General features: G+C 67.1%; 9 protein-coding genes. 3 read left to right on the top strand and 6 right to left on the bottom strand.

Annotation, left to right across the window (positions count from 1 at the left end; genetic code table 11):
- Nucleotides 1-134 precede the first annotated feature (134 nt).
- Nucleotides 135-2318 carry a PQQ-binding-like beta-propeller repeat protein gene (locus ACFE77_RS00120; protein ID WP_375419582.1) on the top strand — a complete coding sequence of 728 codons (2184 nt, stop codon included), beginning with the start codon at nucleotides 135-137 and terminating at the stop codon, nucleotides 2316-2318.
- Here the strand turns inward: ACFE77_RS00120 and ACFE77_RS00115 are convergent.
- From ACFE77_RS00115 to ACFE77_RS00090, 6 genes are all read right to left on the bottom strand, one after another.
- Nucleotides 2315-3472, bottom strand: coding sequence for an L-lactate dehydrogenase (locus ACFE77_RS00115; RefSeq protein WP_375419581.1), 1158 nt, complete (start codon nucleotides 3470-3472; stop codon nucleotides 2315-2317). The two genes, ACFE77_RS00120 and ACFE77_RS00115, sit on opposite strands and share 4 nt — an antisense overlap.
- 10 nt (nucleotides 3473-3482) lie before the next feature.
- A complete protein-coding gene (locus tag ACFE77_RS00110) occupies nucleotides 3483-4259 on the bottom strand; it encodes an enoyl-CoA hydratase (RefSeq protein ID WP_375419580.1) in 777 nt (258 codons plus the stop codon).
- Nucleotides 4256-5440: a CaiB/BaiF CoA transferase family protein gene (locus ACFE77_RS00105; RefSeq protein WP_375419579.1), complete on the bottom strand. Its 1185-nt coding sequence runs from the start codon at nucleotides 5438-5440 to the stop codon at nucleotides 4256-4258. Before ACFE77_RS00105 ends, ACFE77_RS00110 begins: the two co-directional genes overlap by 4 nt.
- A gap of 115 nt (nucleotides 5441-5555) precedes the next feature.
- On the bottom strand, nucleotides 5556-5999 hold the full coding sequence (locus ACFE77_RS00100; RefSeq protein ID WP_375419578.1) for a c-type cytochrome: 444 nt from the start codon (nucleotides 5997-5999) through the stop codon (nucleotides 5556-5558).
- A gap of 23 nt (nucleotides 6000-6022) precedes the next feature.
- Nucleotides 6023-8023 (bottom strand): PQQ-binding-like beta-propeller repeat protein, encoded by a 2001-nt coding sequence (locus tag ACFE77_RS00095; protein WP_375419577.1) that lies wholly within the window; start codon nucleotides 8021-8023, stop codon nucleotides 6023-6025.
- Between the two features lie 22 nt (nucleotides 8024-8045).
- The gene (locus ACFE77_RS00090) at nucleotides 8046-8993 is read right to left on the bottom strand and encodes a cupin domain-containing protein (protein WP_375419576.1); all 948 of its coding nucleotides are present in this window, start codon (nucleotides 8991-8993) and stop codon (nucleotides 8046-8048) included.
- Between the two features lie 192 nt (nucleotides 8994-9185).
- Between ACFE77_RS00090 and ACFE77_RS00085 the strand changes: the two genes are divergently transcribed.
- Both ACFE77_RS00085 and ACFE77_RS00080 read left to right on the top strand, forming a co-directional pair.
- Nucleotides 9186-9698 carry a hypothetical protein gene (locus tag ACFE77_RS00085; RefSeq protein ID WP_375419575.1) on the top strand — a complete coding sequence of 171 codons (513 nt, stop codon included), beginning with the start codon at nucleotides 9186-9188 and terminating at the stop codon, nucleotides 9696-9698.
- Nucleotides 9699-9715: 17 nt separating this feature from the next.
- Nucleotides 9716-11995: a PQQ-binding-like beta-propeller repeat protein gene (locus ACFE77_RS00080; protein ID WP_375419574.1), complete on the top strand. Its 2280-nt coding sequence runs from the start codon at nucleotides 9716-9718 to the stop codon at nucleotides 11993-11995.
- The last annotated feature ends 185 nt before the right edge of the window (nucleotides 11996-12180 follow it).

Raw genomic sequence — 12180 nt, 5'->3', positions numbered from 1 at the left:
CCGCTGCATGGGTCGTCTTCGCCGATCTTTCGTCAGCACCATCGACCGCAACGACACTATGCATGCAACCATAAGCTAATGTATGCAACATCGTAATGGTCGATGCAAAGTGGGCCGCGATGAGGAGAGTATGCGTGTCGCAGGTGGGATGGAAGACCGCGATCCTGGCACTGACGATGGCGGGTGCGGCGACCGCCACGGTCGCTTCGGTCGGCGACTGGACGGGGTTCGGTGGGGACGAGGCGGGCACCCGCTATTCCGGGCTGACCCAGATCGATCCCGGCAACGTGGCGCGGTTGATCCCGGTGTGGACGTTCGAGCTGAAGCCCGCCAACAGCAGCAGCAAGCGCCTGCTGGTGAGCAACTCGACGCCGCTGGCGATCGGCGGAAACTTGTACCTGGCAAGCCCCTATGGCCGAATCGTCGCGCTGGACGGGACGACTGGTGCGATCCGCTGGACATTCGGATTGCCCGCCGACGACGGCATCGCGGGTCGCAGCATAGGTTATTGGCCGGGCGGGAAAGGCGCATCGGCGCGGTTATTCTTCGGCACGCGTTCGGGGCAGCTGATCGCGCTTGAGCTCGCCACGGGCAAGCCGCCGGCCGATTTCGTCCCGATCCAGCTTCGCACCGCCGAGATCATGAACGGCACCAACGGCGGCGGGTTTCCGGCCGGCTATACCTACCAGATCAATAGCGCGCCGGCGATCGCCGGCGACGTCGTCATCACCGGCGCGCGACTACAGGAATCGCCGGTGGAGGGCCCGGCTGGCGACGTACGCGGCTGGGACGCCCGCACCGGCAAGCTGCTCTGGACGTTCCACTCGGTGCCGCGGCCGGGCGAGCGCTTTCACGGCACATGGCAGGGCGATAGCTGGGCCAAACGATCGGGCGTGAATGCGTGGAGCAGCATGTCGGTCGACGAGAAGCGCGGCATCGTGTTCGTGCCCTTCGGCGCACCCGCCTACGACCGGATCGGCATCGACCGGGCGGGGGCGAACCTGTTCTCGAATTCGCTGGTGGCGCTCGATACGCGGACCGGGCGCTATCTGTGGCATTTCCAGACGGTGCACCACGATATCTGGGACCTCGACCTGCCGGTGCAGCCTACCCTGCTCGAGGTGCGGCGCGGCGGACGGAGGATCCCCGCGGTCGCGGCGATGAACAAGAGCGGCTATCTGTTCGTGCTCGACCGGGTGACCGGCAAGCCGCTGTTCCCGGTGCGCGAGACGCCGATGCCCGCGAGCAGCCTGGCCGGGGAGCAGGCCTGGCCGACCCAGCCGATCCCCGCCGCGCCGCCGCCGATCATCCGCCAGGCGCTGACCGCCGACGATCTGGCGACGGTGACCCCGGAACTGACCGCGCATTGCCGCGCACGCGTGGCGAGCCAGGGCATCGGCTTCGCTGCGGCGTGGGAGCCGCTCAGGACCGATCGGCCGATGGTGCGCCTGCCCGGGAGCGGCGGCGGGCCGAACTGGGGCGGCGGTGCCTTCGACGGCCGGCGAGGGCTGTACATCATCAACACCAGCGAGCTTCCTTCCGTCGAGAAGATGGGAAAGGATGCCAAGGGCAATTGGTACAATAGCGGGCCGCAGCCATCATGGTTCGGCATGGGCGGCACCAAGATGCCGTGCCAGCGCCCGCCCTGGGGCAATCTCACTGCGATCGACGTGTCGAACGGGCGCATCGCCTGGCAAGTGCCGCTCGGCGTGACCGACAGCCTGCCGCCCGCCTTGCAGAAGACCGGGCGGCCCAATGTCGGCGGACCGCTGGTGACCGCGACCGGGCTGGTGTTCATCGGCGCGTCGGACGACGCGCGCTTCCGCGCCTTCGACTCCGCGACCGGGCGCGAACTATGGACGTTCCGCCTGGGCGCGTCGGCACATGCGACGCCGATCAGCTATCGCGGACGCGATGGGCGGCAATATGTCGCGGTCGTCTCCGCCGGTGGATCGTATCTGGGTAGTCCCGGCACGGCGAGCCGGCTGGTGGTGTTCGCGCTACCGCGCAGCGGCGAGCAGCCGGCGAAGAACGCCGCCATCGCACAGGCGGTGCCGGTCGAACCCAAGGGCAGCGTCGTCGCGGTCGCGGCAGCGCATGGCGATTCCGCGACGTTCGCGCCGGGACCGGAGAAGGCGTTCGCCGACAAGGCCTGCACCTCCTGCCACGTCGCGGCGCAGGTCACCAACCAGCGCAAGTCGCGCGCGGACTGGGCGGCGACCGTCGAAAAGATGGTCGGCTTCGGCGCGCAGGTGCCGGACGACCGGTTCGATCCACTGGTGACGTATCTTGCCACCAACTATCCGGCGGAACGCTAGGCGGCGGCGGGATCGGCGACCAGCGTGTCGCGCGTAATCGCGCGGACGTCGCGCTGGCCGGCAAGTGCCATGGCGACCGCAAGCTCGTGGCGCATCAGCGACAACATCGTCGTCACGCCCGCGCCGCCCTGGGCAGCGAGCGCGAAGGCCCAGGCCCGGCCGAGCAACACGCCCTTCGCCCCCAGCGCGAGGGCGCGGAGGATGTCGACGCCCGAGCGGATACCGCCGTCCATCAGCACGTCGGCGCGTCCGGCCACCGCCTCTACGATGGCGGGCAGCGCGACGATCGACGAGGGTGCGCCGTCGAGCTGGCGACCGCCATGGTTGGACACGATGATCGTTTCAGCCCCCGCCGACACCGCGTCACGCGCGTCGTCGGGATCGAGGATGCCCTTGATCGCGAGACGTCCGTGCCAGTGCTTCCGCAGCCAGTCCAGATCGGCCCAGGTGACGGTCGGATCGAAGTTGCGCCCGACCCAGGCGGTGAACTGCGCCAGACCGGCGCCGTCGGGCATCCGTGCGGCGAAATTGCCCAGCGTGTGCGGACGACCACGCACGCCGACGTCCCACGCCCAGCCGGGATGGCGCACGATCTCGTAGGAGCGGCGCAGCCTTGCGGACAGGTCCTGGGTGCCGGTCAGGCCGGTGCGCACGTCGCGGCGGCGCGGCGAATGGATGATGAGGTCGACGGTCAGGATCAGCGTCTCGACCCCGAGCGCGGCGGTGCGCGCCAGCAGGTCCTCCATGAAGGCGCGGTCCTTGATCATGTAGAGCTGGAGGATGACGGGCTTGGTCACGCCGGCCGCAACCTCCTCGATCGCGCAGCAGGCGGAGGAGGAGAGGATGAAGGGAATGCCCGCCGCTTCGGCCGCGCGTGCCGCCTGGACCTCGCCGCGGCGGGCGTAGAGGCCGGCGAGCCCGATCGGCGCGAGGGCGACGGGGAAGCTGGCGGGCTGGCCGAACAAGGTGGTGCCGAGCTGGACGTCGCCGACGTCGCGCATGACGCGCTGGCGCAGTTTCAGCCGCTGCAAATCGGCTACGTTGGCCCGCAAGGTTTCTTCCGCGAAGGAACCGCCATCGATATATTCGAACAGGAAGCGCGGCAGGCGGCGGCGCGCCATCTCGCGGAAATCGTCGATGCCGGCGGGTGTCATGCCCTTATGCTCATCGCCCGGTCCATGCCGGCTTCTCCTTAGCCAGGAAGCTGCGGACCCCCTCGGCGAAATCGGCGCTGCCGTAGATGGTGGCGATCAGGTCGTCGATGTCGGGCTGGCTGGCCACGGATAGGCGCCGGATCGCCTCCTTGCTGACCTGCATCGTCAGCGGTGCGTGGGTCAGCAGCCGTTCGACGAGCGCGTCCACGGCGGCGTCGACCTGATCGGGCGCGACCAGGTCGTTGAGCAGGCCGAGCGCCTTCATCTCGTCCGCGCCGATGATCTCGGCGCCGAGCAGCAGTCGCTTGGCGACCGCGATGCCCGCGTGCTGGACGAGCCGGGCATAGCCGCGCGCGGACAGGCAGTTGCCGATCGTGCGCGCCAGCGGCGAGCCGAACCGCGCGCCGGTGGCGGCGATGCGGAAATCGCTGGCGAAGGAGAGGGCGAGACCGCCGCCGACCGCCCAGCCGTCGACGATGGCGATGGTCGGTTGCGGCAGCGCCTCGACCGCGCCGACATAGGAGTCCATCTCCGCTTCGTACGCGACGCCCTGCTGCCCGTCGGTGAAGGACTGGAAGCCGGCGATGTCGGTGCCGGCGACGAACGCCTTGCCGCCGGCACCGCGTAGCGTCACCACGCGGATGTCGCGGTCGGCGGCCAAGGCGGCGCACGCCTCGCCCAGGCCGCGCCACATGTCCCAGGTCAGCGAGTTATAGGCGGCAGGACGATCGAAGATGATGCGCCCGACCGGCCCGAACTTCTCGTAGCGGGTAACGCCTTCGCTCATGCCGCCTGCGGCTCGGCGATCAGCCCCTTGTCAGCGAGTTCGCGGCGGATCTCCGCGCCATGTTCGTCGAGCAGCGGCGGCGGGAAGCGCACCGACTGCGGCGTGGCCGACAGCTTGACCGGGAAGCCGAGCGCCTTGAAGCTGCCTTCCACCGGATGGGCGATGTCCTGCACCATGGCGCGTGCCCTGGTGTGCTCGCTGGCGAGCGATTGTTCGTAGTTGAGGATCGGACCCGAAGGCACGCCGGCGGCGAGCAACGTCTCCACCCATTCCTCTGCAGTGCGGGTGCGGAAGTTCGGGCGCAGCGTGTCGATCAGTTCGCGCGCGTTGGCGACGCGGCTACTGTTGTCGTGAAAGCGAGGCGAGTCCGCCAGATCCTGCCGACCGATCACCTCGAGCAATGCGAGCCACAGCTTCTGGTTGGCGGCGGCAAACACGAACCAGCCGTCCGATGCCTCGACTGCCTGATAAGGCGCCGACATGCGATTGGCACTGCCGAGCGGCTTGGGGCTTTTGCCGGTGCCCCAAAGCTCGGCAGTCTCCCAGATCGACAGGCCCAATGCCGCCTCGAAAAGCGACGCGGTGATGAGCTGGCCTTCGCCGGTCTTCTCGCGACCGATGACCGCCGACAGGATGCCGTAGACCGCGAAAAGCGCCGAGCCCAGATCGCCGACCGGGGTGGTGTTCTTGACCGGCTCCTGATCGGGAATGCCCACCGCGCTCATCAGCCCCGACATCGCCTGGGCGATCAGGTCGTAGCCGGGGCGCAGCGCCCACGGGCCGCCGGGGCCGAAGCCGGAGATGCTGGCGTAGATCAGCCGCGGGTTGAGCGCGCTGAGCGTTTCGTATCCGATGCCGAGGCGATCGGCGACGCCCGGACGGCCATTCTCGACCACGACATCGGCGGTCTTGACCAGCGCGTAGAAGGTGTCGCGATCGGCCGGCGCCTTCAGGTCGAGCACTATCGAGCGCTTGTTGCGGTTGAGCGCCAGGAAGCCGGGGCTGTCCTCGCCCTTCAGCCGAAATCCCATCGAACGCCGCGAACTGTCACCGACCTGCGGCGGTTCGACCTTGATCACGTCGGCGCCCATGTCGCCCAGCAGCATGCAGCAGAACGGCCCGGCCATGACCTGCGACACGTCGAGGACGCGGATGCCCGCCAATGGCTGGTTGCTCGTCATCGTCCCACTCCCCAGCCTACGGCTCGCCCCTGCAGCATGCATTCAAAATTCTCAACTTGCATACAACATGCTTCTTGCATCGCAAGCCGTCTTTGCGGCTGGTCGTAAGCCACGGCTAACCCGCCGGTTTTGTGTCGGTGACTGCGATGCCGGCCTGCGCCGCCGGGTCGGCCGGCAGATCGGCCTGGCCGGCCGGGAAGCCGTTGCGGGCCAGGATCATCGCCTCGATCGAAGCGACGGTCGCGGCGCCGAGCGAATTGGGATTGTCCAGCGGCATCGTCGTCTTGATGCGGGTGAACAGGGCGCCGGCGTCCTGCCCGTTCCAGTTGGCGAGGAACGTGCCGCCGGCCAGCGGTGGCGCCTGATCGCCGCCCGCCAGCGAGTCGCCATGGCAGGACGCGCAGCGCTGCGCATAAGCGGCGGCCCCGCGATCCGCCTGCGCCTTGCTATAAACGCCGCTCCACACGGTGCGGCCCGTGGCGCCCTGCGACAGGGCGATGGACGGCACCGCGACGGCGGTCGCGGCGACGAGGAGGAGAGGGGCTACACGGGCGATCATCGACATACCTTTCGACGGACGGATCAGGCGGCCGGCACACGGAACGCGATCAACTCGGCGGGATAGTTGCCACCCCCGACCGCGATCACGATGTGCTGCCGTCCGTTCAACATATAGGTCATCGGTGCGCCGGTTTGACCCGCCGGCAAGTACACCGCGCCCTTCTGCTCGCCGGTCGCCTTGTCATAGGCGCACAGCATCGCACCACGACGCCCGTCGGGCAGCGTGAACACTCCCGGCTCGCCGCAGATCACCAGCGTCTTGGTGACCAGCGGGCCGACATTGCCGGCGCGCCCGGTCTTGGGAAGCTTCATGCCCTTCAGCTTGGGATGGTTGCGGATCGCGTCGGGCGTCTCGCCATGCGGCACCTGCCAGACATGGTTGCCGGTCTTCAGGTCGATCGCGGTGATCCGGCCGTAGGGCGGCTTCAGCAGCGGCAAGCCCTCGACGGTCAGCATGCCATAGGTGTGATCGCCACGCTTGGGCGCGGTCGGCATGCCGCGGACGTTGATGTAGGCGAAGTCGGACAGCTTGGTGTCGCTGTTCTTCAACTCGGTCATGACGTCGGCGACGGTCTTGGAATAGACGTAGACGACGCCCGTCTCGGGATCGGCGCCGCCGCCCGGCCAGTTGGTGCCGCCGGTCAGGTTCGGCGCGGTCAGCGTGCCCCAGGTCCCCTCCGGCTCGAACACCGACGCGGGCGTGAAGAGCGGGCCGATGCGATAATTCTTCATCACCTCCAGCGCCTTGGCATGGAGTTCGGGGGTGAAGTCGATCAGGTCGTCCGCGGTCACGCCCTGCACGTCGTAGGCGGCGGGCTTGGTCGGGATCGGCTGGGTCGGCGCATACCATTCACCCGGCACGTCGCCCTTCGGCACCTTGCGCTCGGGGATCGGCCACACCGGCTTGCCGGTCTCGCGGTCGAGGACATAGAGGAAGCTCTGCTTGGTGGGCTGCGCGAGCAGCTTCACCATCTTCCCCTTGATCCGCACGTCGAGCAGCATCGCGGCGCACGGCACGTCATAGTCCCACAGCCCGTGGTGGACGAGCTGATAGTGCCATTTGCGCTCGCCGGTATCGAGGTCGACCGCGACGATGCTCTCACCGAACAGGCCGTTGCCGCGTCGATATTGGCCGCCGACATCGCCGGTCGGCAGTTCGATGCCGAGATAGGCGAGGTTGAGCGCCGGGTCCGCAGAGATCTGGCACCACATGCCGGCATTGCCGATCTTGTCGGTGCCGTCGAGCCAAGTGTCGTAGCCGAACTCGCCCTTCTTCGGGATGGTGTGGAAGATCCATTTCCGCTTCCCGGTGACCGGATCGTAGCCGCGGACATAGCCGCGCACATTGTCATAGGTTCGCGGCACGTTGCCGGCGGTATGCGCAGCGCCGACGATCACAGTGTTCTTCGCCACCAACGGCGTCGAATTGAGCCCGACGTCGCTGTCGAGGGGATCGATCTCCTGGTCGAAGTTGGTCTTGAGGTCCACCGCGCCGTCGACGCCGAAGCCGGGGATGCGCTGCCCCGTCTTCACGTCGAGCGCGATCAGCCGGTAGCCGATCGTGACGTAGAGAAGGCGTTCCTCCGTGCCGTCGGTCCAATAGGCGACGCCGCGTCCCGAAAGCTGGCGCGGTGCCTTGCGCGCGCGCTCGCCCTCGTCCTCGCGGTGGACCCAGAGCAGTTCGCCGGTTTCGGCATCGAGCGCGACGACGTCGCGCCGCGATCCCGCGGTCGAGTAGATGACGCCGTTCACCACCAGCGGAGTGGCTTCGAGCTGGTAGTCGACACGCGCGCCGAGCTTGTCGGTCCGGAACGTCCAGGCGACCTCCAGAGCGTTGAAGTTCTCGGCCGTGACCTGATCGAGCGGCGCGTAGCGCGTACTGCCGAGGTCGTTGGCGTAATGCAGCCAGTCGGTGTCGCCCGAGGCCCGCTTGCGCGGGCTGATCTGGGCGAACGCCGGGGTACGCGCCGCCAGCCAGGTGAGCGGCGGCAGTGCGAGCAGCGCGCGTCGGTTCAATCGCATGTCGATCCGGCCTGTCGGGCGCTCAGTGCGCCGGTTCGAAGTTGTGGAGGATGACCGGGCGCGGGTTGATCGGAATACGCGTCGACATCGGCGCGCTGGGATCGTTGCCGGCGCGGTGCCAGCGGCCCTTGGCGGCGGTGACGATGTCGCCCGGCCCCGACACGAAATAGGGATAGCCCTCGATCTTGTAGCCGATCCTGCCTTCCATGATGAACCAGAACTCGGTCCAATCGGTGTGGAAGTGGCCCTTGTTGGTGTCGGGCGGCACCGCGTCGGCCGCCTTGCCGCGCAGAATGTTGGACGTGAAGTGATCGTCCCACACGAACTTGCCGTTATAGGGTTTGTCGCCGACCGCGACCGTCTTCATGAAATCGACCCACACGGGGTTGGTGTCGCGATCCTTTGCCGGACCCGGATTGCCGGTCACCTTCATATAGGTGCGGCCGGGCTGCGCGTCGGGCGTCTCGGTGCCGGGATATAGCGGCGCGGAACCCGCCTGGCGTACTTCGAACCACAAGGCCGGGCGATCGCCGATGTTCTCGACCGAGTAGACGTGGCGGAACGGCACGCTGACCATGAAGCCCTTGGTCGCGGTGAACGGTTCGGTGCCGTCGATCGTGACGCGGACGGAGCCGTCCCAGACGATGAACATGACCCGGTCGTCGGCGTAGAATTTCGGCTTGGTCTTCTTGCCGGCGCCGAGCGAGACATAGTCCCCGTCCTGCTCCTGATTGCGAATGATCGGCTGCACCCAATCGGTCTTACCGCGATGCGCCGCCAACACGTCGGACAGTTTCCAATGGACCCGGTTCGGCGTGACATAGGCGGTTGCCTTGGTCGGCTTGGGTGCCCAGTAATCGCCGGACATGCGCGGCTGGGTCACCGGCATCGTATCTTCGCGGCCGGAAAACTGCGCGGAGGCTGCGAATGTGGTGCCGAGCACCGCCATCGCTACGCCAAGTTTCAGCATGCCCTTCATCCCTGATCTCCTATGCTCGGCGCGTTTTCGCGTCCGGGTTATCGCCGACTTTGTATGGACAGCCACAATCTTGTATGCGATCTGTGACGCCGTCAAGCCGCAAAGCTGATCGAGGTTGCCGAACCCGAAAAACCGCGGCGGCAGGACAAGCCGGGATCACCGGCCAAGCAGGGAGGGATGCAGATGGGCAGGATATCGCTGGCCGTGATCACCGCGATGGCGTTTGCCGCACCGGCCATGTCGGCCGGCTATCAGGCCGATCTGAGCCCCATGCCGCTCGACGACGAGACCAAGGCGTTCATCGCCGGACGTGGCGAGGTGACGGCGATCATCGAGAACGGCTGGCTGGTGGTGAAGGGCAGCTTCCGCGGCGTGCCGTCACCGGTCACCGCCGCGAGCCTGTGGATCAGCCCGGCGATCGGCGTGCCCGGCGCCAAGCTGGTGCCGCTGGATGTCGCGGGCACGAGCGAAGGCAGCGTCAGCGGCAACCTTGCCGTCACCCGCACGATGCGCGACGCGTTGCGCACCGGACGGCTCTACGTCCAGGTCGACAGCGAGAAGGCGCCGCCTGGTTACACCTGGGGTCCCAAGGGCACGCTGTGGGGCTGGCTGCTGCCCGCGCATGATCGTGCCGCGCCCGGCGTCCCGCAGCAGGGCGCCTGGTTCATCCCGCAACTCGACACACCGTCGCGCTAAAAGGGTCCGTTGTACCGATGACCAACCGCCTTCGGCCCTATCTGCTGCTGGTCGCCGCGACCGGCGCCTTCGCCGCCAGCCTTGCCGTGGGGCAGGGCAGCATCGGCTTCTTCACTCCGCAGCAGGTTCAGGCAGGGCGTGTAGCCTATGCCGAGCAGTGCGCGGCCTGCCACCAGGGCGATCTCGCCGGGGCGAACGATGCGCCCGCGCTGGCCGGTGCCTCGTTCCTCAACGTGTGGGGAAAGCGGCCGGTCGCCGCGCTCTACAGCAAGGTCCACGCCTCGATGCCCTATGGCCGCGGCGGCTCGCTGGATGACGCGACCTACGACGCGATCGTGGCGTACATGCTCTACGTGAACGGCGTTCCGTCCGGCGCGACCCCGCTGGATCGGACCAATCAGACGGTGCTGGGCCCGATCGCCAGCGGCAAGGTGCCCGCCGATGCCTCCGTCGAAGCCGCGGTGTCGCCGCCCACGACCGAAGACGCCGGACCAGCGCCGGGCAGTGCCGCCTCGCAGAACGTGCAGATCGCCGGTGCGAAGGAGGCGGCTCCCGCCAACGGGCCGGGCGGCTCGCCTGCGCCCGCGACCTCCGCCGGGTTCGCCGCACCGGGGCAGGTGGTGAAATACTCCGATCCTGGCCGCTTCGTGCTGCCGACCAAGCTGGGCCTGAGCCTGGAAGGCGCCATCAAGGATTACGTGCCGGTCACCGACGCGATGCTGCGCGATCCGCCGGCGGGCGACTGGCTGATGTTCCGACGCAACTATCAGGGGTGGAGCTACAGTCCGCTGGACCAGATCGACACCGGCAACGTCGGTCGGTTGCAGCTCAAATGGATGTGGTCGATGCCCGAGAACGGCACGATGGAGGATACCCCCATCGTCCATAACGGCATCATGTACATGTGGGGCGTCGGCAACACGATCCAGGCGCTCGACGCGCGCGAGGGCGAGCTCCTGTGGGAGAATCGGCTCGGGCCGCTGCCCAAGAGTGCGGGGCCGGGGCCTTCGTCTGTCGAGACGCGTGCGATGGGGCTGTACGGCACCAATCTGTACGTCAACACGCCGGAGGGATACGTCTATGCACTCGACGCGCGCAGCGGGCGCGAAGTGTGGAAGACGCACATCACCGACGAGAAGAAGGGTGTCGGGTCCTCGACCGGGGGCCTCATCATCATCAAGGGCAAGGTGATCGTCGGGATGACGAACTGCGGGCGAAAGGGCACGCCCGACCATTGCTACATCAGCGCCTATGACGCGCAGACCGGCAAGCGCGACTGGAAATTCACCACGGTGGCGCTGACCGGGCAGCCGGGTGGCGACAGCTGGGGCGGGATGCCCGACAACGACCGCAAGGGTACGGAGACGTGGATCGCGGGCACTTACGATCCCGAGCTCGACACCACCTATTGGGGCACGGCGCAGGGCAAGCCCTGGCGACGCGACGAGCGCGGCTCCGCGACCGGCGCGACCGATTACGCCAATTCGACGCTCGCGCTGGATCCGGGCAACGGCAAGCTGAAATGGTGGTTCAACCACGCTCCCGGCGAGACGTTCGACCTGGACGAGGTGTTCGAGCGGGTCCTGATCGACCACGGGCCGAAGAAGTCGCTGTTCACGATCGGCAAGGTCGGCATCCTCTGGAAACTGGATCGCGAGACGGGCAAGTATGTCGATTCGGCACAGACCGTGTTCCAGAACGTCTTCACCAGCATCGATCCGAAGACCGGCCGCCCGACCTATCGCAAGGACGTGGTTCAGCAGAAATCCGACCAGTGGCTGTCGTCCTGCCCCGGTCCGGAAGGCGGGCATAATTGGCAGGCGATGAGCTATCATCAGCCGACCGATGCGCTGGTCATTCCGCTTAGCCAAAGCTGCGTGCTGATGCTGGGGAACGGTAGTCAGGTATATTACGAAAGCCCGGGCATCGGCGGCAATATCGGCCGCCTGTCGGCCTATCGCGCCGCCGACCTGAAGCCGCTCTGGACGTTTCAGCAGCGCGCGCCGTTCCTGACCTCCGTGGTCTCGACAGCCGGCAATCTGGCCTTCGTCGGCGATTTCGATCGCGTGTTCCGCGCAGTCGATGTGCGCAACGGGCAGACGCTGTGGAAGACACGACTCGGCACGACGGTGCAGGGGTTTCCGGTATCGTTCAGCGCCGACGGCAAGCAATATATCGCGGTTACCACCGCACTTGGTGGCGGCAGTCCGCAGCTGAAGCCCGGGACGATGCTGACGGAGGTGCACCGGCCGGTTACGGGATATGCGGTCTACGTCTTCGGCCTGCCCGAAAAATGACGACGCTGCACGCATCCAGAATTCCCGGTTCCTAAGTCTTTCTTCGATAATGTAATTTCGCCTGTGAACATCGAATGCAAAATTCTGCACACACGACGATAAAGTTGTCGACAAACGCTTGCGGATCGTCGACAAAGATGATGCTAGATGGAGAGGATCTCCCGGCGGGACGAGGGGGCGTGATC

Source organism: uncultured Sphingomonas sp., assembly GCF_964243315.1.
GTDB lineage: Bacteria > Pseudomonadota > Alphaproteobacteria > Sphingomonadales > Sphingomonadaceae > Sphingomonas.
Note: the sequence above shows the minus strand (reverse complement) of the source record. Positions and strands in the feature narration are given on the sequence as shown.